Annotated in this window: 17 protein-coding genes; 10 read left to right on the top strand and 7 right to left on the bottom strand. The window is 54.5% G+C overall.

Features of this window, described 5'->3' with window-relative positions; translation table 11 throughout:
* Nucleotides 1–7: 7 nt before the first annotated feature.
* The 5 genes from thpR (at nt 8) to RBT11_15070 (ending at nt 6,092) form a co-directional block, all read left to right on the top strand.
* Nucleotides 8–583 (top strand): RNA 2',3'-cyclic phosphodiesterase, encoded by a 576-nt coding sequence (gene thpR, locus RBT11_15090; protein ID MDX9788105.1) that lies wholly within the window; start codon nt 8–10, stop codon nt 581–583.
* A gap of 163 nt (nt 584–746) precedes the next feature.
* On the top strand, nt 747–1,781 hold the full coding sequence (gene recA / locus RBT11_15085; GenBank protein MDX9788104.1) for a recombinase RecA: 1,035 nt from the start codon (nt 747–749) through the stop codon (nt 1,779–1,781).
* A 164-nt stretch (nt 1,782–1,945) separates the two neighbouring features.
* Nucleotides 1,946–4,573, top strand: a complete 2,628-nt coding sequence (gene alaS, locus RBT11_15080; protein MDX9788103.1) for an alanine--tRNA ligase — start codon at nt 1,946–1,948, stop codon at nt 4,571–4,573.
* A 59-nt stretch (nt 4,574–4,632) separates the two neighbouring features.
* A complete protein-coding gene (locus RBT11_15075) occupies nt 4,633–5,247 on the top strand; it encodes an O-methyltransferase (protein ID MDX9788102.1) in 615 nt (204 codons plus the stop codon).
* 38 nt (nt 5,248–5,285) lie between these two features.
* Complete coding sequence (locus RBT11_15070) at nt 5,286–6,092, top strand: methyltransferase domain-containing protein (GenBank protein MDX9788101.1); 807 nt, start codon at nt 5,286–5,288, stop codon at nt 6,090–6,092.
* Here RBT11_15070 and RBT11_15065 read toward each other — a convergent pair.
* Nucleotides 6,067–11,385: a RecQ family ATP-dependent DNA helicase gene (locus RBT11_15065; GenBank protein MDX9788100.1), complete on the bottom strand. Its 5,319-nt coding sequence runs from the start codon at nt 11,383–11,385 to the stop codon at nt 6,067–6,069. The two genes, RBT11_15070 and RBT11_15065, sit on opposite strands and share 26 nt — an antisense overlap.
* Before the next feature lie 290 nt (nt 11,386–11,675).
* Between RBT11_15065 and RBT11_15060 the strand changes: the two genes are divergently transcribed.
* Nucleotides 11,676–14,216: a heavy metal translocating P-type ATPase gene (locus RBT11_15060; protein ID MDX9788099.1), complete on the top strand. Its 2,541-nt coding sequence runs from the start codon at nt 11,676–11,678 to the stop codon at nt 14,214–14,216.
* Between the two features lie 165 nt (nt 14,217–14,381).
* On the opposite strand, the gene RBT11_15055 is transcribed toward RBT11_15060, so the two are convergent.
* From RBT11_15055 to RBT11_15030, 6 genes are all read right to left on the bottom strand, one after another.
* Nucleotides 14,382–15,119, bottom strand: a complete 738-nt coding sequence (locus tag RBT11_15055; protein ID MDX9788098.1) for a HesA/MoeB/ThiF family protein — start codon at nt 15,117–15,119, stop codon at nt 14,382–14,384.
* A gap of 2 nt (nt 15,120–15,121) precedes the next feature.
* Complete coding sequence (locus RBT11_15050) at nt 15,122–15,706, bottom strand: hypothetical protein (GenBank protein ID MDX9788097.1); 585 nt, start codon at nt 15,704–15,706, stop codon at nt 15,122–15,124.
* Nucleotides 15,669–15,965 (bottom strand): MoaD/ThiS family protein, encoded by a 297-nt coding sequence (locus RBT11_15045; GenBank protein ID MDX9788096.1) that lies wholly within the window; start codon nt 15,963–15,965, stop codon nt 15,669–15,671. Before RBT11_15045 ends, RBT11_15050 begins: the two co-directional genes overlap by 38 nt.
* Before the next feature lie 47 nt (nt 15,966–16,012).
* Complete coding sequence (locus RBT11_15040) at nt 16,013–17,140, bottom strand: sodium ion-translocating decarboxylase subunit beta (protein MDX9788095.1); 1,128 nt, start codon at nt 17,138–17,140, stop codon at nt 16,013–16,015.
* A 35-nt stretch (nt 17,141–17,175) separates the two neighbouring features.
* Nucleotides 17,176–17,568 (bottom strand): hypothetical protein, encoded by a 393-nt coding sequence (locus RBT11_15035; GenBank protein MDX9788094.1) that lies wholly within the window; start codon nt 17,566–17,568, stop codon nt 17,176–17,178.
* A 70-nt stretch (nt 17,569–17,638) separates the two neighbouring features.
* Nucleotides 17,639–18,067, bottom strand: coding sequence for a cyclic nucleotide-binding domain-containing protein (locus RBT11_15030; GenBank protein ID MDX9788093.1), 429 nt, complete (start codon nt 18,065–18,067; stop codon nt 17,639–17,641).
* A gap of 659 nt (nt 18,068–18,726) precedes the next feature.
* On the opposite strand from RBT11_15030, the gene iorA reads away from it, so the two are divergent.
* The 4 genes from iorA (at nt 18,727) to RBT11_15010 (ending at nt 25,442) form a co-directional block, all read left to right on the top strand.
* Complete coding sequence (gene iorA, locus RBT11_15025; GenBank protein ID MDX9788092.1) at nt 18,727–20,535, top strand: indolepyruvate ferredoxin oxidoreductase subunit alpha; 1,809 nt, start codon at nt 18,727–18,729, stop codon at nt 20,533–20,535.
* A gap of 42 nt (nt 20,536–20,577) precedes the next feature.
* Nucleotides 20,578–21,165 (top strand): indolepyruvate oxidoreductase subunit beta, encoded by a 588-nt coding sequence (locus RBT11_15020; GenBank protein ID MDX9788091.1) that lies wholly within the window; start codon nt 20,578–20,580, stop codon nt 21,163–21,165.
* A gap of 26 nt (nt 21,166–21,191) precedes the next feature.
* Nucleotides 21,192–23,624 carry an acetate--CoA ligase family protein gene (locus RBT11_15015; GenBank protein ID MDX9788090.1) on the top strand — a complete coding sequence of 811 codons (2,433 nt, stop codon included), beginning with the start codon at nt 21,192–21,194 and terminating at the stop codon, nt 23,622–23,624.
* 267 nt (nt 23,625–23,891) lie between these two features.
* On the top strand, nt 23,892–25,442 hold the full coding sequence (locus RBT11_15010; protein MDX9788089.1) for an alkaline phosphatase: 1,551 nt from the start codon (nt 23,892–23,894) through the stop codon (nt 25,440–25,442).
* Nucleotides 25,443–25,473: the final 31 nt, after the last annotated feature.

Below are 25,473 nucleotides of genomic sequence, written 5' to 3'. Positions count from 1 at the left end.
TCGCTCGATGCCCCCATTGTTGCGAACATTTATTGCCGTCGAATTGCCGCCGCCGGTGGTTTGTTTTGCCGGTCGAGTTCAGGAGATTATGCGGGCCGAAGGCATTCGCCTCGGTTGGGTTCGGCCCGAAAATCTGCATTTGACGCTAAAATTTCTGGGGGATATTGAAGCGGATCGAATTGCGGAGATCAAAACGGCGCTTGCTTCGGCGGCGCAAGATACGGTGCCTTTTTCACTAAGCGCGTGCCGGGTCGGCGTGTTTCCGGGCTTGCGGCAGCCGCGGGTGGTTTGGCTGGGAATAGAAGGGCAGGTGGATCAATTGCTTAATTTGCAGGGTCAAGTTGAGTCTGCGTTATCGCAGGTGGGGATTACGCCTGAAAAAAGACCCTTTAAGGGGCACCTGACCCTGGGCCGGGTGAAAAACAGGATCGACCCGGATGCCTTGCAACGAGCGCTTATTAAGGCGGAGCAGGCTGAATCGGTTGAATTCATGGTTGAAAGCCTAACCTTGTTTAAAAGTGATTTGAAACCTGCGGGTGCGATATATACCCGGTTGGCCGAGGCAAGGCTGACGATTTTGTAACCCGAATTTGCGCAGTGTCTGAATTCTCTATCATGCGGTTTCGTGCACCTAAACGTACACGTGCCCGCGTACGTTCACGAGCACGTTTAACCAGGCCGATGCCCCGGGGGAAGGGGTACCAGTGGTCATGGTGTTATCAATTGTAAATTCACCAGGAGGTTTCATGAGCAGCACACCGGCTGAAAAGGATCGGGCGGTTGAGTCCGCCATCGGGCAGATTGAACGGCAATTTGGCAAGGGCGCCATTATGAAACTGGGAAGTCGGCCGGTTGCGGATGTGCCGGTCATTTCCACCGGGTCGCTGGCCCTGGATCGCGCCCTAGGTATCGGCGGACTTCCGCGCGGACGGGTGACCGAGATCTTCGGCCCGGAGTCCTCAGGAAAGACGACTCTGGCGCTTCATGCGGTTGCGGAAGCACAACGGCGCGGCGGAATAGCCGCCTTTATCGATGCGGAGCATGCACTGGATACGGTTTATGCCAGAAAGCTTGGTGTCAACTGCGATGAACTGCTGGTGTCTCAGCCCGATACGGGTGAGCAGGCCCTTGAAATTGCCGATATGCTGGTTCGAAGCGGTGCGATCGATATCATTGTCATCGATTCCGTGGCGGCCTTGGTGCCGCGGGCCGAAATCGAGGGCGAAATGGGGGACTCGCACATGGGGCTTCAAGCGCGCCTGATGTCTCAGGCGTTGCGAAAACTGACCGGTTCCATCGGCAAAACCAATACCACCCTGATTTTCATCAACCAGATTCGCATGAAAATCGGCGTGGTTTTCGGGAATCCGGAGACCACCACCGGTGGAAACGCCTTGAAATTTTACGCTTCGGTACGCCTTGATATTCGGCGCTCGGCCAGCATCAAGGAAGGCCAGGAAGTGCTTGGCAATAAAACCAAGGTGCGGGTCGTGAAAAATAAGATGGCGCCGCCATTCCGTGAGGCGGAATTCGACATTATGTACGGGGAAGGCATTTCTCAGACGGGGGATCTGATCGATATGGGGGTGCTCACGGGCATTATCGATAAGAGCGGCGCTTGGTATTCCTATGACGGGGAGCGAATCGGGCAGGGGCGCGAAAACGCGAAGAAGTTTTTAAAGGATAACACCGATTTGTTCGATGCGATTTCCCTGAAGGTCAAAGCCGCTATGGGGATACCCCTGAAGGAAGATCGTACCGTGGTGGGTGAGGAAGATTAACATCCAACGATGGCTATGCTCGCAACCCGTAGGGGCGAACCTATGTGTTCGCCCTGATCACGAGAGGGCGAACACATAGGTTCGCCCCTACAGAGTTGTGCCCCCGAATTGAGTAAGCGGAAGGGCAGGGCGGCAAGCGCATGAGTTGAATAAGGAGCAGGTTCATGACGGGAAACGAGCTTCGTAAGCTATTTTTAGATTATTTTCAAAAGCACCAACATCAGATAGTCCGCAGCTCCTCGCTGGTTCCGGCGGATGATCCGACCCTTCTTTTCACCAATGCCGGTATGGTTCAATTTAAACGGATTTTTCTGGGCGAGGAAAAGCGGGATTATGTTCGCGCCGCCACCTCTCAAAAATGCGTTCGGGCAGGCGGCAAGCACAACGATCTGGAGAACGTCGGCTATACGGCCCGGCATCACACCTTTTTTGAGATGCTGGGCAATTTTTCCTTTGGGGACTACTTCAAACAAAATGCTATCGATTTTGCATGGGATCTTTTGGTGAACGGCTATCAACTGCCAAAGGAAAAGCTCTGGGTATCCGTCTATTTGGACGATGATGAAGCCTATGATCTTTGGCACCGGCAGGCCGGTGTTTCCGCGGATAGAATCACCCGGCTGGGAGAAAAGGACAATTTCTGGTCCATGGGTGATACAGGGCCTTGTGGCCCGTGCTCCGAGATTCATATCGATCGCGGCGAGCAATACGGCTGCGGCCGGCCCGATTGCCGGGTGGGATGCGACTGCGACCGGTTTCTGGAAATCTGGAACTTGGTCTTCATGCAGTTTAACCGGGATGCGAACGGTACCCTGACCCCCTTGCCGAAGCCCAGCATCGATACCGGCATGGGCCTGGAGCGCATTGCTTCGGTGACGCAACACACCGCCACGAATTATGAAACCGATCTGATTTTGCCGATCATTCGAAAAACAGAAGCGCTCTCGGAACGATCATACGGTGAATCCGCATCTTCGGATGTGGCCATGAAAGTCATTGCCGATCACAGCCGGGCCGCCGCCTTTCTCATCGGAGACGGCGTGCTGCCCTCCAATGACGGAAGGGGCTATGTGTTGCGGCGGATTTTGCGCCGCGCGATTCGGTATGGCCGCCACATTGGCCTCACCAAGCCCTTTTTACATGAAACCGCGGGCGAAGTGATTCATATCATGAAAGCGGCCTATCCTGAGCTTGCCGATGCCGCGGCCTTTATCAGCAACGTGCTTCGCAACGAAGAGATTCGCTTTTCCGAAACGCTGGACAATGGGTTGCGGCTCTTGAACGATACGATCGAAGACCTTAAAGCCAGGGGGGAGAAAACCATTCCGGGCCAGGTCATCTTCAAGCTCTATGACACCTTTGGCTTTCCCGTGGATATCGTCAGGGACGTGATTCGAAATGAAGACTTTCAAATCGATCAGGCCGGCTTTGACGCGGCCATGGCGGGCCAGCGCGCCCAGTCCCGATCGGTTACCACCTTTTCAAAAACCGGGGAAGCCTATAAACGATTGAGTGCTGAAGGGTTCAGCCCGGAATTTGTCGGGTATCGGCAACAGGAGGCCGTTTCCGAGATCGTGCTGTTGGTTCAAAACGGAGAAGAAATTACCGAGGCGGTGGAAGGAAATGACCTGGAAGTCGTCAGCCGCATAACGCCCTTTTACGGCGCCTCCGGCGGCCAGGTGGGAGATACCGGTATCATTTCGGCACCCGGTGCCGTGTTATCCGTCACCGATACGGTCAAGGATCCGACCGGGCTCATCCTTCACAAGGCCACGGTGACCTCCGGGCGCATCAAAAAGGGGGATTCGATCCGCCTGAAAGTGGATAACAGCGTCCGGGGCGATACGGCCCGAAACCACACGGCCACGCACATTCTGCATGCCGTGCTGCGGGAGGTGCTCGGCGATCACGTCAAGCAGGCGGGTTCCCTGGTGGCGCCGGACCGGCTTCGGTTTGATTTTACTCATTTTTCCCCAATCGAGCCGGAGACCCTCGATGCCATTGAATCGTTGGTCAATGAGCGCATTCGACAGAACGCACCGGTCCACACCGTGGAGATGGGGGCCGAGGAGGCCATGAAATCCGGCGCAACCGCTCTTTTCGAGGAAAAATACGGAGACCGGGTGCGGGTGGTCTCCTTGAGCGAGTTCAGCCGGGAACTATGCGGCGGCACGCACACCGAGCACACGGGTGATATCGGGTTGTTTAAAATTCTGGGAGAATCCAGTGTGGCCTCCGGCGTCCGGCGCATGGAAGCGGTCACCGGGGCCGCGGCCGTGGCCTATGTGCAGGCTTCAGAAAACATCTTGCGCGCCGCGAGCCGGTCTCTCAAGGACAAGCCCGAGAACCTCACATCACGGATTGAAAAACTATTGAGCCGGCAAAAGGAGCTGGAAAAAGAAATTACTCAGCTTAAAGCCGACATCGCCGGCCGGGACGTGGAAGACGTATCCGAAGACTTCATCACGGTCGAAGACATCAAGGTGGTGGCCAAAAAGGTGGCTGTGGACAACCCGGCCGCCCTTCGTGATCTGGCCGATAAGTTCAAGGACAAGATTCAGTCCGGCCTGGTGGTGCTGGGCAGCGTTGCGGAAGACAAGGTTCTGCTGGTGGCGGTCGTGACCAAGGACATGGCCGGAAAACTCCATGCCGGAAAGATCATCAAGGAAGTGGCCGCTGTGGTCGGCGGTGGCGGCGGCGGACGGCCCGACATGGCCCAGGCCGGCGGCACAAAGCCCGAGAAGCTCGATGACGCCCTGGCAATCGTCGGTGAGCTGGTGAAAAACCGGTAACCCATTTTCGAGACGGCCGGTTTTATTTTTTCACCCGCAACTTCTGAAAGGTCGCAGCCATGTCCGAAATCGTCCCCAACCCTTATGACTATTTCAGACAATTTGTTCCTGAGAGATCCGCGTTGCTAAAACGGCTGGAGAAAGAAGCTGTTTCGGAAGACATTCCCATCATCGGGCCGGTGGTGGGTGCGCTGTTGAATATTCTTGCCCGCGTGACGGGTGCCGAACGGATTCTCGAGTTGGGATGTGCAACGGGGTATTCGGCGATTTACATGGCCGAAGCCCTGAACGGGTCCAAAGGGCGCATCGTGACGATGGAAAATGATCCGGTTTTTGCCGAACGGGCGCGGGAAAACATCGCGGCGGCCGGCTATGACGGCATCATAACGGTCCGTTTGACCGACGCGGTAACGGAACTGAGCGTCCTGGACCCGTATGTCGATATGATTTTCATGGATATCGAAAAAGAAGATTATGTCCGTGTCCTTTCGGACTGCCATCGGCTGCTCAAGCCCGGCGGATTGCTGGTGGCCGATAATGTGGGGTTTAAGGATGCGGATTCCTTCAACCGCGGCATTTTTAACCATCCCGAATGGCGAGCGGTCAATCTGTTTTCCTTTTTGCCCCTGCACTCTCCGGAGCTGGACGGGCTGTGTTTGGCGACCCGGGTGTGACGGAAATACACATCACACTTCCCGATAGAAGGATGAATTTGAAACCCTCCTATGTTCACGGCTACGATATCAGAGAAACCATCCGGCTTCAGGATCAAGCGTCTACGCTTGTCGAATTGCTGCATTCAGACACCGTTTATCCTGCCGGAAGCAAGGTGTTGGAAGCAGGCTGCGGCGTCGGGGCTCAGACGGTGACCCTTGCCGGCAATAGCCCGGAAGCAATCATCACCGCCATCGATATTTCAGAAAATTCCGTAACCGTTGCCAGAGGCAAGGCCGAGGCAGCCGGAATCACCCATGTAACATTCCATCAGGGCGACATTTTTCATTTATCCTTTGAGCCGGAATCCTTCGACCATATTTTCGTCTGTTTCGTGCTGGAACATTTACCTCGGCCTGTTGACGCATTAAGCATACTGAAAAAATATCTAAAAGCGGGTGGAACAATCACCGTGATAGAAGGCGATCACGGATCAACCTATTTTTATCCGGATAGCGCGCTGGCGCATAAGGCTATTCATTGCCAGGTCGAGTTGCAACGGCGTTCAGGAGGCAATGCCCAAATCGGCAGAGAATTGTACCCGCTTCTGAGTCAGGCCGGGTATGAAAACATACGAGTTTCCCCTCGAATGGTCTATGTGGATGCCAGCCGGCCTGAACTGGTCGAAGGGTTTACGAAAAAGACATTTACCGCCATGATTGAGGGCGTCCGTGACGCTGCGCTCAACGCCGGAATAACCGACCCGCTAACTTTCGATAGCGGCATTCAGGACCTTTACCGAACCACCGCACCGGACGGTGTCTTCTGCTATACCTTTTTCAAAGCAGTTGCCATAAGCGGTTGATTGCCGAACAGGACGCCCCCTTCAAAACCACCTCGATCAGCGGCACTTCCCAGGAGTCGGCCTTAAAGCGGTCTTTATAAAGCGGATCACTGTCTTTAGCGGCCCAGTACAGCATCCCAAGAATTCTTCCTGCTTCGATGTCCCCGAGCCGATCCGCCCAGAGGCGCTTTCCCTCCTTTGACAGCCGCGCGATCCGCACCCCGTCGGAAGCGCAGACATCAATATAAGTCCCGTTGGCCACCAAAGTTACCGGGTCCCCGCAGGAAAGCGCGGTTAATTTCGGGTGAATCGGATGGTCCGGGTCAAAGCCGCCGGCGTAGCCGAGGTAGATATCTTTTAAGCCTATCATCGCATAGCGGCGATTTAATATGTCGGCGGGAAGCTGCCCGTCGGTTGCGCCGCGGCGTCTTAGAATGGCGTTTCCGGTCAGTTCGCGGATAAAGGGGTTTCTTCGCTCTTCCATCTCCAGGAGGCACAGGGAGGACCTGGCCCGTGTCATACCGACGTATAAGAGTCTTCGCTCTTCCTCCTGTTTGTCGATAGCCTTTGGTAAATGCCAGTCGCCGTCAAGGATGAAGACGTGGTCGAACTCAAGGCCTTTTGCGCCATGCACGGTGTTTAAAAAAACGCCCCGCCCGAGCGTTTTTTCGCGACGCTGATCCGCCAGGCCCTCGTAGAGCCGATCGATCAAAAAGCCGACCGGCAACCGGGTATCGGCGGTTTCTTCCCGGTAAGCGGTCCAAAGATCGCTCAGCAATTGATACCAGGGCGTTTCGCCGCCTTCGGAAGGGGAGGGGGGAAGGAGGTTCTCAAGCTGAGAAGCGCTTCGAATTTCGGTTTCAATTGCCTTTAGATCGGTCAAAAAGCGATGCACCTCGCGAATGCGGTGCAGGGGAAGACCTGTCGTGAGACTGCGTTGAACGGGTATTCCCCTTTCCTCGAAAACGGATCGCAGCGGATGGAGCGCATCGTGGGTGCGGGCGAGAACGGCAACGGCGCTCCAGTCCGGACCGGGATCAAGGGATTTGAGGCGGCTTATCTCGTTAAAAACGGCGGCTGCCTGATGGGCGCGGTCTTTTACGGTGAGGACCTGGACGCGGCCTTGGCCTAGCGGATCCAATTGTTCCCAGGGGCCGCCGGCCGGATCGGCGCTTCTTTCACGGTTGACCCGAATGGGGTGGTCCCCCTTCAAGCGGTCCCGGTTATGCCGTATCAGGTTATTTGCGGCTTGAATGATATGATCGGTGGCGCGATAGTTTTCGACCATGTACACGGGCCGGGCCTTGTAATCTTCCTGAAAGCGCTTTAAAAATTCGACATTGGCCCCCCTGAAGCCGTAGATGCTCTGATCGTCGTCCCCGACCGCAAGGATCGAAAGTTTTCCTTCGCCCTCTGAAAGGGTCCGCCCGGCAATGGCCGAGACCAGCTCGTACTGATCCGTGTCGATATCCTGGTACTCATCGACGAGGATGTGGCTGAAGCCTTGAAGGAGCTGATCGCGCAACTCATCGGCCGACATCCCCGGAATCTCCTTTTCACCCTTGAGGAGGGAGACGGCATCGGCGATGAGGCCGTCGAAATCGATCCCCTCGGTTCCCCGCGCCTCCATGAGTTCCCGGGGAGAAATGCCCGCAAGCCGCATGGCGGCGCCGTGATAGGTGGCAACGGTGACGCCGAGGGCATCCGGACCGACCAGATCTTTCAAGCGTTTTCGAAGCGATACGGCGGCGCTGTGGTTAAAGCATATCACAAGAATCCGGTTGGCGGGGATGCGTTCCACCCGCAACAGATACGCGCACCGGTGGACCACCACGCGGGTTTTACCGGCGCCCGGTCCGGCGAGAATCAGCCGGTTGGCATGAACCGGGCTGCCGACGATTTCGATCTGGATCGGATTGCGAAGGCTTTCGACGATCCGGCGATAGGACTCGATACCGGTGGCACGCTGAAGAATCTCTTCCCGATCGGAAAAGTATTTTTTAACAAAGTGCTCGCGGGGCAGCGCGAAATAATCGAGCACGAGCGTTAGGGCCCGGGCGATCTTATCCATCGCAAGGGTCGCGTATTCCATGATCACGTGCACCTGGAAGCGGCGCTCCCGATAATGCACAGCAAGGGGTTTATAATCCCCAACGGTGTATTGCCGTTTGGCATCTTTCGGATTTAACCGGATGGTCAAGGCCTGCCGGAAGACGGCCAAACCGCTTTGAAGTGCGATGATCTTATGCTCGTGCAGGAACATGAGGGCCCGGTCGATGGCCGCGAGCGGCTTTTGCACCTTGGCGTGCAGCAAAAGATCGTGGCGGATGGCATCGCTAAGCTCGTTGGTGCCGAATTCCACCAAGGCCTCGGTGGGTGATTCCGCCGTCCCCTCCGGTGAAGCCTTTTTGGCCTTGGCCAAGAGATGCAGCAGCAGGACGCGGGCGACGTTCCGGCGTAAGGCTGCGGTTTCCCGAAGGGCAATCCAGTTCCGTTGAAGCGATACGCGATAGCGGTTCCGGTCCACATGTTTCAACTCGATCGATCCGTGGGAGCCGGCCAGCCCCTTGCCGTCGAAGACCAGACCCTTTATAAGCGCTCGCAAGGTGACGGGGTTGCTGGTATCCCCGTCTGCCTGCAGGCGCTGGTTTGCGGCGTTGATATCGAGATCCACCCAGGTGCCCGTGTCCGCGTCCGGCGCTTCCTCGCCGAGGAGCTTTAAAAACCGCTCTTCCAGATTCACAACGTAGTCGAAGAGCTTGAGGGCGTTATTTTTTCCCCGGTATCGCAAAAAAGCGGTCAGCATCATTCCCTTATCGAGAAGGCGGGCCTCTGCCATCTCGTGCATCGCCTGGATGACGATCTGCGAGGGGGTAAGCCCGAATTGTCGTTCCAGAAGCTTCATTTCGTCCACCGATGAAAAAAGAGATTCGGCGATATCATCGGCGCTGAGTCCCCGGTCGCCCGGTGCGTTAAAGAGCTGCCCGAGGATGCCGCGCCATAATTTCCGAACGAGCGGGGATATCTTCAGCCGGTTGATGATCGTCTCGGCCTCTGCAAGGGTTTTGACGATCGGTTTTCCCTGAAACACCTGCGTGAGATTCTGGTTTCGTTGAAGGAAGCCGGCGCGCTCAAGCCAAGATACGGCCGTTTTGATTTTCGTGTCGGTGACGGGGTCCGATTTTTCAAATACTTCGGAGAGTTCTTCGTCGCGCAACAACTCCTGGGTCGTGATGACAATGTCGTTTTCCCGGTTTCGTTTGCCGCGTTTGAGACAGCGAAGAATCCGCTGAATCTCTTCCTTGCTGATCTCCGAAACGGCCCCGAGCTTAAACTGCGCTTCCGCGTCCTCGGGATCATAGAGAAGAATACAATGGGCGGGCTTTAAATCCCGGCCGGCGCGGCCCGCCTCCTGGAGGTAATTTTCAAGGGACCCTGGGATGTCGTAATGCAGGACAAGCCGAATATCGTTTTTGTCGATGCCCATGCCAAAGGCGTTGGTGGCGCAGATCACCGGAATTCGGCCGGCCGCAAATTCATCCATGATCCGCCGTTTTTCATTGGCATCGAGTCCCGCATGAAAGGCTTCGGCGCTCAACCCCCGATGAATCAAATAGTCCCTTATCTCTTCCGTAGTTCTTCGTTTTGCCGCATAGACAATGGCGCATCCCGGGGGGTGCCCGCCGATGTGGCGGCAAAGCAGATCAAAGGCGTGCTCGGGTTTTTGCGGTGCGCTCACCGGCAGGATATCAAAGCTCAGGTTCGGCCGTTCGACACCTCCTGCAAAAAGGAGCAGACGCTGATGCAGCTCGGATTGGAAATAAGCGGTGATCTCTTCAATCACATCGGGTTTGGCGGTTGCGGTATAGCAGGCGATCGGCGGCAGCGGCAGCTGTTGCGCTTCGGCAAATTCCCGGATAAACCGGGCCGCATAGAGATAATCGGGCCTGAAATCGTGTCCCCACTTGGAGAGGCAATGGGCCTCGTCAAAGACCCAGCATCCGATTTCGCGCTGTTCGAGCATCTTTCGAATCGAAGATCCCCGCAATTGCTCCGGGGAGAGATACAAAATCGCGACGTCTCCCATGCGGACGCGCTCCATGACCTCTCCCCGCTCGGGCGGCGTCAGCAGCCCGTAAATCGCGGCGGCAAAGGGGGTGCCCGTCATTCGGACGAGGTTATCGATCTGATCCTTCATGAGGGCCTGCAAGGGAGAGATAACAACGGTCAGAAGGCCCCGTCGAAGATGCCGAACAAGTGCCGGCAACTGATAGCACAAGGACTTTCCCCCGCCGGTCGGCAAAATCGCCAACAGCGGTGTATCCTGCAATCCGGTCAGCACCACGGCCCGTTGAAGACTTTGGCCATCTCCGGTTTCGGGCTCCGGACGGAATTGATCAAAGCCGAAAAAGCGGTTTAATTGCGCATCCGGATCATGCGTCTCGTTGCAATAGGGGCAGGTTGGATCGCCACAGGGAATATCGCGCAATTTTTTCAGAAACGGTACCACGGCCGGAAACTGGTGCCTCACCCAGGGCGGCAGCACCGAGTTGGCGCCGGCCACGCGAAGCCATGCGAGGCTGAAGGCCGCCACTGGAGCGAGCGCAGGCGTCGTAAGGATGCCGGCCAGGACGGCCCCGATCGCCTGGTGGCAGACGATTTTTCCCGCCAGGCGCTTGAAGATTTCTTCAAATTCACGAGCATCGGAAAGCGGTTTTGCTCCTAGCAATCGAAAGACTTCGGACAGGCCTTGCCCGGAAAACCCGCCGAATCGGCTTTCCTGGAAACAAAACCGGTAAAAGGAGAGAAGCTCCGGGCAATTTTCAGATTGCTGCGCAAAGCTTTCCCACTGTTCCCGAAAGACCGACAAGGCCAACCGGACATCTTCCAGCGGATCACTGAGGGACGATCGAACGAGCTTATAGTCCTTGATTAGCCGGTGATAGGGATTTTGGGGAAAGGCGAGGGGGGAAAGATACAGTGTGTCGATGATCGGAAGGCTTAACATCTTAAGCTCAGGGGCCATGCCCGCAAGAAAGGGGAGATCGTGGCTGAAGATATTATGGCCCAATACATATCGCGCATCGGCGCCGAAGTCGTCGAGATTCAACAGCGCCGACCGTACCGCCTTTTCGCCGGTCCACTCGAAGGTTTTGTCCTGAAAAGCGGCGCCGAGATGCCGGAGTGCGCCTGTTTTGGTGACTTCAATATCGAACGCCAGCAATCGCGAGAGCAATCGATCAATGGCCGTCTTCTCTGTGGAATGGGCGGATTCGTCATGGAATGGAGGGGGGCTTTTTCCTGCTGAATGCAAAGCGCGTCTTTCCGCCAAGGTTTTATATAGGGTTACCGGAATCCCGCGTTCCTTGAGCGAATTCACCCTATAATACAACTATTTTATTTTCAAGGATAATGTGCTTGATAACCGGGCGGATTCTGGGGGATCGCCGATCTCTTTCGCAAGTCGCGCTCACTCTTCCACGGCACCGCAGATGCCGCTGTATTCCCGATGGACATGCCATACCGGTATCAAAAGCATTGCATAATCGAAATATCCGGTTTAGATCTTCATCAATTAACATGATATGTGTGGAGTGTTCGGGATTGGATGCATCGATCGATCCATCAAGTTTGAATCATCTCTTGCACCCGGCAAGGCGTGAGACCTCGGGGCGGTGCGACCTGTGCGGCCTGCCCCTGCGCTATGGAATTGTTGAACAAAACCGTCCGGAGAAAAGCTACCGGTTTTGCTGTACGGGCTGCCGGCAGGTCTTCCAAATGCTGGTCCAGTCGGCCGAGGTGGATCGCACTGAAGATTTTCGGGAAACCGAATTGTTCAAAAAATGCCGGGAAATGGGGCTGATTCCGAGAAATGAAGCGGATCTTGCCGGTGTCTGGCGGCAAGGGGGTGCGCCTGACGAGCAAATTACCCCCGCACCGGATGAAAACACCCTGCGGTTGCATCTTACCATCACCGGCATGTGGTGCCCGGTATGCGCATGGGCCATTGAAGAGACGCTGAAGAAAACCAAAGGGGTGAAAAATCCCGTCTGCATGTTTTCCGCTGACCGGTTTTGCTGCGATTATAACCCGGTTGAGACCGGCCCTGAAACAATCATCGACGTTATCTCCCGGCTCGGGTACCAGGCCCGCCTGCCGGAAGATTCCGTGCAAAAAAAAGAGACCCGAGCGGAATTCATACGGCTTGGCGTTTCCGCGTTTTTGACCATGAACCTCATGATGCTCTCCTTTGCGCTTTACTTCGGGTTTTTTCACTCTTTTTCTGCCGGTGAAATTGACTATTTATCCTGGCCCGTCTTTGTCATGGCCACCATCGTCTTTGTTTACGGGGGCGCGCCCATTTTCCGGCATGCGGTTCAAAGCATTAGGACCGGCATCTTCGGCATGGAAATGCTGATCTTTGCCGGGGCGCTGAGCGCTTATGGCTACAGCCTGTTCAATTTTCTCTCCGGCAGCCTTCATCTTTATTTTGATACGGCCGCCATGCTGATTTCCTTGACCCTGGTCGGAAAATGGCTAGAGCGCTCCGCCAGAAACCGGATTGCTGAGCGTCTTTCGGCGCTCTTTTCGCTGCAACCCGCCAAGGCCAGAATTTGTCTACCGGCCACGCCGGACGGACGCTATGTGTCGGCGAAAATGTTAAAACCCGGGGATACCTTTCGCGTCGAGGCTGAAGAAGTCGTCGCGGCGGACGGAATAATAACGGAGGGCCGGGGATTTGTGGACGAATCCACCCTTACCGGCGAAGCAAGACCGAAAGAAAAGCGGGCAGGGGACGTTCTGCTGAGCGGCACCCGGGTGACGGACGGAGATCTGCGCGCGGTTGCGACGCGGGTAGGGACGGAGGGCACACTGGGGCAGATGGTCTCTCTCATCGAGCGCACTTTGATGCAAAAGACCCGGTTTGAGGATCTGGCGGAACGGCTGTTGCGGTGGTTCGTGCCGCTGATCATCGGGCTTGCAGCGGCCACGGGCTGCTTTTGCTGGTATGCCGGTTTGTCGGCGGATGCGGCGTTGATTCGCGCGGTGACGGTGCTGGTGGTATCCTGCCCTTGCGCGTTGGGGGTTGCCGTGCCGCTGGCAAGAGTGGCCGGTATTTCCGCGGCCGGCGCCAACGGCATTCTGGTTCGTTCTTTTTCAGCCTTTGAGAAAGCGAAATCCATTCATACGGTGGTGTTGGATAAAACCGGCACTGTCACGGAGGGACAGTGGACTCTGAAAGAGATAGTTTCACATCCCCTGTTGGAAGAATCTTTTCTGCTGGGACTCGCGGCGGGCTTGGAAGAAAAATCGAATCATCCCATCGGCGTGGCAATTCGGCGCGCTGCCGCTCAAAGGGGGATAACGCCGCTGCCCGTCGATAACCTCACCGCATTTGAAAACGGCATGAGTGGCGGCTATGCGGGAAAAATGTATTTTATTGGTTCTATCGCATTTTTAAGGGCGCAAGGGCAAGCCGATGCCCTGAGCGCATTTCCTGTGCCGGGTGCCAACACCTCAAGCACGGCGGCTTCCAGCGTGTATTTGGGCTGTGAGGGAGGCGGAACCGCCGTATTTGTCTTTCGCGATTCGATTCGGGAAAGCGCGTTTTCTCTGGTGAAGGCGCTGAAGCAATCCGGGCTCGAGGTAGCGCTGATATCAGGGGATGATGAAACCGCGACCGCGGCCGTGGCGAATCAACTGGGGATTACCGATTATTGGGGGGAGCGGTTGCCGGCCGATAAAGTCGCATTCATTCAAAGCCGCCAGAACCGGAATCATTGTGTGGCCATGGTGGGCGACGGCATCAATGATGCGCCGGCCCTGGCGCGAGCCGATTTTTCCGTCGCGGTTCACTCCGGAAACCAGTTAAGCGAGGAAAATGCCGATATCACCCTCATGGGCGGCGATTTGCAGCGCATGGTTTATTTTTTTGACCTGGCGAAACAGGTAAGGAGAAAAATAGCCCAGAACCTTTTGTTCACATCTATGTATAATATGATCGCCATTCCGGTCGCCATGGCCGGATGGCTTTCCCCACTGGTGGCGGTAAGCGCCATGCTCATTAGCAGCTTGAGTGTCATTGGAAACACCTTGTTGCTGGTTCATGCGGCGGCCCGGCTTATTCCCAAAGAGCGGGATTAGAATTTATGTAACCCCACATTCTATGAGGTTAGAGGATGAACCGGACGGCCGCTCCTGGACAATACCGACCATACCGTGCACGGTGTGGTCGGCTTTTTGCCAGACCCAAGGGCCATCTTGCTGAGAAAATATCCACGAAAGATTGGGGGGGGTAGCAGCGCGTTATCATTCCCCGCATGCGGAACAGCTCTGATTTCGATTGATGTTAAATTCCGACATGTTCATTTCCAGAAGATCGATAACAAGCATTCTGCCGATCAGGGGGGTTCCGATGCCGAGAATATGTTTGATTGCTTCAGTCGCTTCGATAATCCCTATCATCCCGGGTGTTACCCCAATTACCGGCACCACGGAATCAGCTTCCGCAGGCACGGAGGGGTATAGACATCGATAACAAGGACCCTTGCCGGGCATAATCGTCATTACCTGCCCCTCGAAACCGGAAACCGCGCCGTAAATCCATGGTTTTCCGGTTTGAATGCAGGCGTCATTGAGGTGAAATCGGGTTGCGTAATTGTCCGTGCAGTCAACAACGATGTCATATGGGGTTAGCACCGCAATCAATTCGCCGGGGGAGGTGAATCTGCGGGGGTAGGTATGAATATTCACGGCCGGATTCAGCTCCTCAAGGGTCTTTCGGGCGGAATCAACTTTGAGCATTCCGATACAGGAAGTATTGTGCAGAATTTGACGGTTGAGATTGCTGATATCCACCCGGTCATCGTCCGCGATACCGATGCGGCCGATGCCCGCAGCGACTAAATAATAAGCGGCCGAAGAGGCCAATCCGCCGGAACCGAGAATGAACACGCCTGCCTGTTGAAGTTTTTTCTGGCCCTTGCGGCCCACTTCAGGCAGTAGCGTTTGTCGCTGAAATCGGTTTTCCGCGTTCAAAGGGTCCATGCTTACTGCATCACGCCCTTGAATTCGGCATTCTCATTTTCAAACATCTTTTCAAAGGTTTTTTGGGCATTCTCCCGAGCCTGATCCGCCGCTTCGGGGCTCAGTTTCCGGCCGATGATCCATTTTTCCAGCAGATGCCCCCCCGGCAGCCACCTTTCCATGGTCTCCTTTTCAAACACCCACATTTTGTCCTGCACGCCGAGGGATTCAAGGATCGTCCAAACCTCTTCCCGCTGTCTAACATCGCAATAGACGCACATCACGCACTCTCCGAGTTCAAACTCTTCCAACACGACCCGGTCGTATTTAGCTGCGGGGATACGTTTTTCTTCCACAAAAGGGTCCATCTTTTTGGCCAGGCAGTCCAGTTCTTCCGCGTTTCCGAAAAAAACCCATTTCCCCCAGTTTTCAAGATATTGCTTATTCGATAGGGCTTTGCCGTCGTATCGAATATAATTATAGCCATTGGAAACATGCGCAAAGGGCAGGATAAAGACAAAATGAGACTCGGGTTTATCGATGATCACCTTTTCCTCCTCGGCGAAATCCTCATCCCGCGGCGGCCGCGGGAATGATATTGATGACATCTCCCTGTTTCATCAGGGTTTCCAGGCCCTGAAGGTAGCGGACATTATCTCCGTTCGCATACACGTTGATACTGTCGAGAATGTCGCTGCCGTCTGCCAGGATCATGGCCCGAATACCGGGAAATCGACTATCCAGATGCTGTATCACCGACGATAGATTTTGGTTGCCGGTCAATCGGCAATCAACTACCTTTTGATTGCCGGTATGGCGGGCAAGGGCCGTCGCAAGCTTTACCGTAATACTGATTTCATCCGTCATGGGTCGCCTCCGTAAAAAATAATCGCCAGGTCGCTTGATACCGGGTATCAGGTCATGAAACTCCACAAGACGCCCGCGGCAATTGCCGATCCGATCACCCCTGAAGAATTGCAAGCCATGGCATGCATCAGCAGAAAGTTGGTCGGATCCGCCTCGCGTCCCATCAGATGGACCTCACGCGCAGACCCCGGTACGGCGGACACGCCTGCCGCCCCCAGCAGCGGATTGATTTTTTCCTTTAAAAAAAGATTCATGATCTTTGCAAAGAGGACCCCGGACGCTGTGGCGATGCTGAAAGCCAATGCGCCCAACAAGAAAATCCCCACCGAGCTAGGGGTCAGAAACACATCTCCTTGCGTGCTGGCGCCAACGGTCAGCCCCAGCAGAATCGTTGCGGTATTGCAGATGGCATTTCTGGCCGTATCCGCTAGCCGGTCGGCTTCACCGCATTCTTTCAGAAGGTTGCCCAGGAAAAGCATCCCCAACAGAGGAAGGGCCGTGGGGGCGACAAAGCAGCAAAGGAGCAACCCCACGATCGGGAAAATAACCCGTTCTCTTTTAGAGACATCCCTGGGGCTTGACATTCTAATCAACCTTTCCTTTTTGGTCGTCAGAAGCCTCATGATAGGGGGCTGAATCACCGGAATCAGGGCCATATAGGAATAGGCGGCGATGGCAATGGGGCCGATCAGATGCGGCGCCAGTTTCGCGGTAAGAAAGATCGAGGTGGGCCCATCCGCGCCGCCGATGATGGCAATCGAGGCGGCCTCCTTTGGATCGAATCCAAGCGCAAGCGCTCCCAACAAAGTAAAAAAAACGCCCCCTTGAGCGGCTGCACCCAGAAGCATCAATTTGGGCCTGGCCAGAAGGGAGGAAAAATCGGTCATGGCCCCCAGTCCCAGAAAGACAAGAGATGGATAAATGCCTGTTGTGACGCCAAAATACAAATAATTCAGCACGCTGTTTTTTTCATAGATGCCCAGCCCGAACCCTTTGAAGAACGGAACATTGCCCACCAATATGCCAAACCCGATGGGGATGAGAAGCAAGGGCTCATATTGTTTCGCGATGCCCAAATAAATAAAAACGCATCCGGCAATCATCATGATGATTTGTCGATAATCCACCAGGTAAAAACCCGTGTTGGTTAAAAATTGAGTTAACATATGTAACATGAATCAGCTCCGATTTATCTATTAAGTTACAAATATTATTTATTATTCCACCGAAACAGCCCATTTTCGACTTCGGACAAAATCCCTGTTTGTCTGAACGAGGAGATAGTCAGGTGGGGATGCGGATAATCATGTTCCCGTGCGGCGTTATAAAGATCGACAAGTTGAAAGGTGCCGCCGAGTTGTTCAATCAACGGCTCGTATAATTTGGCCGTCTCCTTTATATCCGCCGGGAAAAGGTTGGGGATGTTTATTTTGCTTATTTCGCTTATCGTATTGCTTTTTGTTCGGTTGTCCCAAAAGGCCAACATCTTGTGCAACTGAGAGATCAGGACTGAAAGAAAAACCAGGCAAAACAAAACGATCGATGCGCCGGTAATCGCCATGGCCCATCCATTGTGGGCGCTGATTGCTTGAAAACCGTACAATTTTGACCTCCTTAACACCAGTATCTTGAAATATTCAGGTTATTCACCGGCAACCATAATTTTTTATCCATTATAATGTTGACTTCTTTCGAAAAGGTTCCCCGGTAAAAGCCAGTTCACTCCCTTTTTTCATAATTTTATTACCGATGCCGGCATCGCTTTGAATCAGTCCCATAAAGTCTTGTTTGGATAATTTTAAAACTTCACCCGAAGAAAGCGCCACGCAGGTTCCCAGGTATTTGGGTGCGGCGATGATCGTGGCCCAGCCGATAAAGTCACCTGTTTGGCTCAAAATAATTTCATGGCCGCTTCGGGAGAAAATCTTATACCTTCCTGATAAAATAATAAAAAAATTTCTTGCCAAGGCCCCTTCTTCCGTAAGAACCTGCCCTTTTTTCACGTTAACGGAGTGGAGGAGTTCGGCGACCTTCTCGATCTCTGTCGCATTCAGGGTGCTGAAAAGCGCCATGGATTTAAGTATCGCTATTTCTTGAAGCATTTATACAATCTCCCGTGGCTTGTATCGGCGCGGAAAACAAGTCTTTTCGTAGTAGGATTCCGCGAAACTATGGGGCACTAAATTTGAAATACGGTTTGCCAGTCGTTCGGCATGACAATAACGGCAAATTCGGCCAAAGAAAAGCACAACCCCCCTATTTAAATACGCTAAAAATGAAATTTAATGTTTAAATCATAAAAATTCGTTTCTGTCGACCCCAAAAAATGACCCAACAGGGCAATCGCATGCAACCCATAGCCCGCTTCAGCCTTAAGAAAAATCGGATTCCAGCTGCGACAAACTCACGCGGAATGCCTTCAAACAGTGCCGCAGCTTCCATCCGATCCCCCTCAAGGCTTTTGCTCCCAGCTGTTCATTTCTACATGCGATTGCCCTGAATGACCCCCAAATTTGAGCGCACTGATATTGATGAACTTGCAATAACCAGGATCTCAGGCAAAGAAGCATAGATCGCAACGTTACCAACTTAAAAATATGGTTTTTTTTGGCGTTCTCAGCGGCTACGCGCGAAAAGTCGAATTTTATGCCGAGGTCTTATTTTAACTGTTTACAAATCGGTTGATTTTGGTACTGCTGGGTTGTTTTTTTCGTTGTCGGCAATATGTATTCGGGTGGCATCATAAAGGGGGGTAAAAAATATGAAAAAACAAATCCTTTCAGGGAACGAGGCGGTTGCCCTGGGGGCGTTTCAAGCCGGTGTAAAGGTGGCCAGTGCGTATCCGGGAACACCCAGCACGGAGATCATTCAGAATTTCGCCCGATACGAAGGGGTATACGCGGAATGGGCGCCGAACGAAAAGGTCGCGCTTGAGGTGGCGACCGGTTCCGCCATGACGGGGGTTCGATCGCTTTTTACCACCAAGCATGTGGGGCTCAATGTAGCGGCAGACCCGCTGATGACCTTAGCCTATACCGGCGTACAGGGTGGTTTGCTCATCGTCTGCGCGGATGATCCGGGGATGCACAGTTCCCAGAACGAACAGGATAACCGGTTTTACGCCAAGTTCGCGAAGATTCCCATGCTTGAGCCCGGCGACAGTCAGGAGGCAAAAGACATGGTGGCCGAATGCCTGCATCTCTCCGAAACCTATGATACGCCCGTAATGCTGCGAATGACCACGCGGGTGTGCCATTCCAAAAGCATTGTCGACGTTGAGGGGGGCACCGCTCCTGAAATGCCGGTTGCGCAAGGGATAAAACGGGATGTTAAAAAATACGTCATGATTCCCGCCTTTGCTAAGTTGCGGCATCCCCTGGTGCTCGAGCGGGAGTCGAAATTAAAGGCGCAGGTGGAAAAAACGTCCTTTAACCGGATTGAATGGGGCGACACGGCCATCGGTGTCGTGACCAGCGGCATTTCCTATCAGTACGTCAAAGAAGTTCTTCCGGAGGCATCCATTCTGAAGCTGGGAATGACCTTTCCCCTGCCGGAAAAAATGATCAAGGACTTTGCCGCCAAGGTGGGGCGGCTTTTTGTCGTGGAAGAGCTGGAACCCTATCTGGAAGAAGAACTACGCATCATGGGGCTCGCCGTGGAAGGAAAAACCCTTTTCCCCAAGCTCGATGAGCTTTCTCCAGATGCCGTAGCAGCAGGATTTTATCGGGCCGGCGTGCTGCCGTATGAACCTGAACCCGCGCGGCCTAAAGGTCAGGATGATAATATGCCAAGACCTCCGTTGCTTTGCGCGGGCTGCACGCATCGCGGGCTTTTTTACGCCTTAAACAAAATGAAGGCCATCGTTCATAGCGATATCGGTTGCTATACGCTAAGCGTTTTGCCGCCGCTTCAAAGTATCGACTCCACGCTTTGCATGGGCGCCGGCATCAGCATGGCGCATGGAACCGCCAAGGCCATGGCGCAGGCCGCCATCGAAGACAAACGGCCGGTCTTTGCGACCATCGGGGATTCCACGTTTTTTCACTCCGGCATCACCAGCCTGCTGAATGTGATTTACAACAACGCCAACGTCAATGTGATCATTCTGGATAACCGGATTACCGCCATGACCGGCGGTCAGCAGAATCCGGGCACCGGTCTGACGCTTCAGAATCAAAAAACCCATGCGGTGGACATCGTCCAACTGGTTAAGGCCCTGGGGTGCGTGCGTGTCCGGGAGATCGATCCCTTTGATTTGGCCGGCACGCAACAGGCGCTAAAGGAAGAAATCGCTTATGAAGGCCCCTCTGTTCTTGTGACCAAACGCCCCTGTATTCAGTTGTTGCACCAGGATCCCACTGAAATTAGAGCCGTGAAGGAAGATGCGTGTACCGGGTGCGGGCTGTGCTTAAAACTGGGGTGCCCGGCCATCTCTCAGGGAGCCGTGATTCCCGCCGCGGAAGGCAAAAAAGAGCGCAGGCGCGCGGTGATCGATGCCGTTTCGTGTCGCGGATGCTCGCTGTGCGAGCAGATCTGTCGATCCGATGCCATTTTCCGGGCGGCGAACTGAGCGTATTCGAAGACCATACCTTCAAAAGGGAGAGGAATGATAATGCGGGAAAAAAATAAAACAACCAATGTGATCGTCGTCGGCACCGGCGGCCAGGGAGTGGTTCTGGCCAGTGAGATTCTTTCCGATGTGGCGATGCGATGCGGTTTTGATGCCAAAAAAAGTGAAATTCACGGCATGAGCCAGCGGGGCGGGATTGTCACCAGTCATGTGCGCTTCAGCAAGAAGGTGGCTTCCCCCCTGATTATGGAGGGAGAGGCAGACATTTTGCTGTCCTTTGAATTGGCTGAAGCGGTCCGGTGGCTTCACTTTCTAAGGCCCGAGGGCCGGGTGATCACCAGCCTTCAGAAAATCATTCCGCCGGCCGTTTATGCCGGCATGGGCCGGTATCCGGAAAATGCCGTGGATATGTTAAGGGAGCGGACGCCAAATCCCATTCTCGTGGATGCCTTGCCGATGGCGGATGCGCTCGGCAACCCCCGGCTGGTCAATACGATTTTGCTGGGAATTGCTTCCAATTTGCTGAATCTGCCGGTGGACCAGTGGCAGGCGGTGATCGCCGAGCGGGTGCCGCCTAAATTCAAGGCGTTGAATCTGCTGGCATTCGGTAAGGGCCGACAGATTCAATAGACGATCCTATCGGGATGTTGCGAATCGTGAAAACCCCCCACCCCATTAGCCCGGCAGCCAAAAAGCCCGGTATTGATTTTGCCGCCATCACGTGCCGGTTTCGGCAGGCGGCCGAAGAAGGCCGGTTTTTTCTCTTTGAGCAGGAGGTCTATGATCTATTAAGCAAATCCGGCGCTGAAACGCCGCCCCGGTGCCAATTTCTGCGAAACGGAACGCATTACGCCGATAGCGCGTTGACGGGCATGCCCGGAGAAAGAGTGGTTCTGAAAATTGTCTCGACGACTCTTGTTCATAAGTCCGAGGTGGGCGGCGTGCGGGTCGTGGACAATACACCGAACAAAATCCGTTCGGCATGGCGCCGAATGACCCATGAGGTGGCCGAAACATATGCCGACTGGATCAGCCGGCATTCGAACCTGTCCCCGATTGAATACCGCGGATTGACCGGCAACGCCTTACTTGCCGCCGTTTCCCGGGATATTCGGGGCGTTTTGATGGTGCAGTATATGCCGCCGGATTCGGCGGCATTCGGCAATGAACTTATTGTCGGTATTCGCTGGTCCCGCGAATTCGGCATGATTCTCAATGCCGGTCTGGGCGGGACGGACACGGAGCTTTATGCCCGAAAATTCAAAAAAAGGCAGGCGGTGGTGTCCGCCTCCACGGTGATGACGGACGGACCGGCGTTTTTCAAATTGTTTCAAAACACCCTTGCTTACCGAAAGCTGGCCGGTTTGACGCGCGCCCAGCGCCGAATCGTCACGGACGAGCAGCTTCTGGAATGCTTTTCTTCGTTTATCGCCATGGCGAATTATTTTTCACCGGCCAATCCCGAAGCGCCGTTTGTGATTGAAGAGCTTGAAATCAATCCCTTTGCCTTTACGGATTTTCTCATGGTGCCCTTGGACGGCCTGTGCCGGTTTTCCATGCCTCCTGCCCGACGCATTGCCCGGCCGGTGAAAAAAATCGAAAATCTATTGCATCCCGAACGGATCGGTATCATCGGGGTGTCCGCATCCCGAATGAATTTCGGCCGCATCATTTTAAAAAATATTCTTGCCGCCGGATTTCATTCCAAAGATGTTGCGATCATTCGGCCGGGGCTGACGCATGTGGACGGCGTCCGGTGCGTTCCGGATCTATCGTCTTTAAACGCGCCGCTGGATTTATTGGTGGTTGCGGTGGCGGCTTCTCAAGTGCCGGCGATTGCCGCCGAGGTCATTGCGCGAAATTCGGCCCGCGCAGTGATGTTGATACCCAGTGGGATCGGTGAAAAAAAAGGAAGCGAAACGCTGGCGAAACAATTGGACGAGCGCATTCGCGAGGCCCATCTTCAGCCGGAGGGCGGCCCCGTGTTTCTGGGGAGTAATTGCCTGGGGGTCGTGTCGCATCCGGGCCGGTATGACACGCTCTTTATTCCGGAGGAAAAACTCCCCAAGCGGCGGGGAAGCCACCGTAGAACCGCGGCCTTTATCAGTCAGAGCGGGGCGTTTATGATCACCCGCATCAGCCGTAACCCCTGCCTGGATCCCGCGTACATGATCTCCCTCGGTAATCAGACCGATCTGACGCTGGGGGATATAATGACCTACTTAAAAGATAGTCCCCTGCTTCACACCATTGCCGTGTATGCGGAAGGATTCAAGGACCAGGACGGCCTTGATTTTGCGCGAGCGGTCCGCGATGCGGTGCGGATGGGCAAGGAGGTCGTTTTTTACAAGGCCGGTCGCACGCCTGAAGGGCAGATGGCCACATCGGGGCATACCGCTTCGCTTGCGGGTGATTACACGGTCTGTGAATCGTGCATATGCCAGGCGGGCGGCATGGTGGCTCAGACTTTCACGCAATTTGAAGATCTTTTCATGCTCTCCCACCGGCTCCATGGCAAAACCATCCGCGGAAACCGTCTGGCTGCGGTCAGCGGCGCCGGATTCGAGGCCGTGGGCATGGCGGACAGCATTCAATCGGATGACTATGCCATGCAACTGGCCGTGTTCGGACCGGATACGGCGCAAGCAATCAAACAGGTGCTGCGAGAAAAAAAACTCAATGAACTGGTGGATATCAAAAATCCGTTGGACATCAACCCGGCGGCCGACGATGCCGCTCATGCCGCGATTGTGAATATTCTTCTTCAAGACCCCGGTATCGACGCCGTCGTAGCGGGGCTCGACCCGCTTTCACCGGCCACCTATACGCTGGCCGGGGATATGAAATATGCCCTGAATGCGGAAAACAGCATCGCCCGGCTGCTGCCCGAAATCGCGGCGCGAAGCGAAAAGCCGGTCATCGGCGTTGTGGACGGCGGAAGCCTTTATGATCCGCTTGTAGCCCGCATTGAATCGTCGGGATTGCCGGTGTTTCGTTCCTCTGATCGCGCGGTGGCCGCCATTGCCCTCTACATTTCGGGGCGGCTGGCGTCGGTACGCATTCGATCTTCCGATGCCATATCTTTCTGAAAAAAGACAGCCGGGTTGCCTTATTAGGCTCATCGTGGTTCGAGAACCTGATGAGGAACCGGATGACCCGGTCGCTAATCGATTTTTCACACCTTCCTGACAGCCGTTTAATATCCCATCGGTAATCTGCGACCAGTTTGGCTGAATGCGAAAACCGGATCGGATTCTTTCCGGCGCGCAACCCTATTTTCCGCATTGGCCGGGGGACTTCACGAGTGACGAGAAAGATGAACTGAATCAACCGTTAAGCGATGACAGGAGGGAAAAATGAAGGTAATGAAATCTGGAATGATGGTTCGCATGGCAACGTGGGTTGTCGCGATGACCCTCGCGGCAACAGTGGCGATGGCCGATTCGCCGAAATACATTTTCTTTTTTCTTGGCGACGGCATGTCGAGTGCTCAGATTCAGGCGACGGAAGCCTATTTGGCGACCAAGTACGCGATCGATAATGGCTTGCCGGTAGGCCCGAATTCGGGGGAATTGAGTGCCGAGCACCTGTTGAAGGCCGAAAATCGGTTGAACATGAGCAAGATGCCCGTGCAAGGGATGCAGACGACCTACGACGCCTTTGCCCTTCAAACCGACTCGGCTTCTTCGGCTACGGCCTTTGCCTGCGGCCTCAAGACCCGAAGCGGCGTGATTGGCATGAATGACGTCAAAACCGAGAGCTACAAAAGTGTGGCTCAACTGGCCCACGAGGAGGGTAAAAAAGTGGGGATCCTCAGCAGTGTGTCCCTGGATCACGCCACTCCCGCGGCGTATTACGCCAGTGTTCCCAGCCGCGGCGATATGAACGGTATTGCTACCCAGATGGCCGAGTCCGACTATGAATTTTTTGGCGGCGGCGGGTTGGCTCAACCCGAATCGCCCAATAATATTTGGGATCTGCTCGCTGCGAACGGTTACGAGGTGCGCAACACGCGCGAGTCGATTCTATCCCTGAAGGACGCGAGCAGGGATAAAGTGGTATGCATCAATCCCATCCTGCCGGGTGCCGCCGCTATGCCGTATGCGATCGACCAGCCTGTCGAAAACCTTTCCCTTGCGGAGATGACGGAAGTGGCGATTGAGAACCTCTCGGACAACCGGTGGGGAAGGGGCGGAAAGAAAGGGTTTTTCATCATGGTCGAGGGGGGCAAGATTGACTGGGCCTGCCATGCCAACGACGCCATGGCCACTATCGGTGATATGATTGACTTTGATAACGCGATTGGCGTAGCACAAAATTTTTATAAAAAACACCCGGCGGAAACCCTGATCATCGTCACCGGCGACCATGAGACCGGCGGCATGACCGTCGGGCATGCCACCACGGGATACAAGGCGTACTATGACCGATTGCTCGGTCAGGTCAAGAGCTTCGAGAACTTTGAGGCAGCCGAGTGGGCCGAGCATAAAGCCGCCTACGGCCCCAGTTACGACTATACGCCGGCCAACAACCTCGCGAGCAATGGGGATATGGTCGATTTGATGCTGGACGTCTTTGGCTTGGACTATGATGCCCTGAATGCTTATCAGAAAGAAAAACTTGAGGACGCCTATGACAAATCCATGTGCGGAACCAACGACAACAGCACGGACGAAAACAAACTGCTCTATGGCGGATATAACCCGATCATCGTAACGATTACGCATATTCTTAACGAGCAGGCCAGTATCGGCTGGACCTCATACTCCCACACTGGCGTGCCGGTTCCGGTTTTTGCTCAGGGCCGTGAAGCCGCGCGGTTCGCCGGTTTTTATGACAACACGGATATCGCCAAGAAACTCGCCAGGGTGATGGACATTCGTGAATCTCTTCCGGTGGCAAAATAACCGATTAATTTTTTTTAGCTTATTTAATTGA

This window comes from Desulfobacterales bacterium, from assembly GCA_034003325.1.
GTDB lineage: Bacteria > Desulfobacterota > Desulfobacteria > Desulfobacterales > JAFDDL01 > JAVEYW01.
The sequence above is the reverse complement of the archived record's forward strand: the minus strand, read 5'-3'. Positions and strand labels throughout refer to the sequence as shown.

Bases quoted from the DNA above. Each gene is read 5' to 3' on its own strand.
- thpR (MDX9788105.1), top strand. From the start codon at position 8: ATGCCCCCATTGTTGCGAACATTTATTGCCGTCGAATTGCCGCCGCCG.
- recA (MDX9788104.1), top strand. From the start codon at position 747: ATGAGCAGCACACCGGCTGAAAAGGATCGGGCGGTTGAGTCCGCCATC.
- alaS (MDX9788103.1), top strand. From the start codon at position 1,946: ATGACGGGAAACGAGCTTCGTAAGCTATTTTTAGATTATTTTCAAAAG.
- RBT11_15075 (MDX9788102.1), top strand. From the start codon at position 4,633: ATGTCCGAAATCGTCCCCAACCCTTATGACTATTTCAGACAATTTGTT.
- RBT11_15055 (MDX9788098.1), bottom strand. From the start codon at position 15,119: ATGGACCCTTTGAACGCGGAAAACCGATTTCAGCGACAAACGCTACTG.
- RBT11_15050 (MDX9788097.1), bottom strand. From the start codon at position 15,706: ATGTCATCAATATCATTCCCGCGGCCGCCGCGGGATGAGGATTTCGCC.
- RBT11_15045 (MDX9788096.1), bottom strand. From the start codon at position 15,965: ATGACGGATGAAATCAGTATTACGGTAAAGCTTGCGACGGCCCTTGCC.
- RBT11_15040 (MDX9788095.1), bottom strand. From the start codon at position 17,140: ATGTTACATATGTTAACTCAATTTTTAACCAACACGGGTTTTTACCTG.
- RBT11_15030 (MDX9788093.1), bottom strand. From the start codon at position 18,067: ATGCTTCAAGAAATAGCGATACTTAAATCCATGGCGCTTTTCAGCACC.
- iorA (MDX9788092.1), top strand. From the start codon at position 18,727: ATGAAAAAACAAATCCTTTCAGGGAACGAGGCGGTTGCCCTGGGGGCG.
- RBT11_15020 (MDX9788091.1), top strand. From the start codon at position 20,578: ATGCGGGAAAAAAATAAAACAACCAATGTGATCGTCGTCGGCACCGGC.
- RBT11_15010 (MDX9788089.1), top strand. From the start codon at position 23,892: ATGAAGGTAATGAAATCTGGAATGATGGTTCGCATGGCAACGTGGGTT.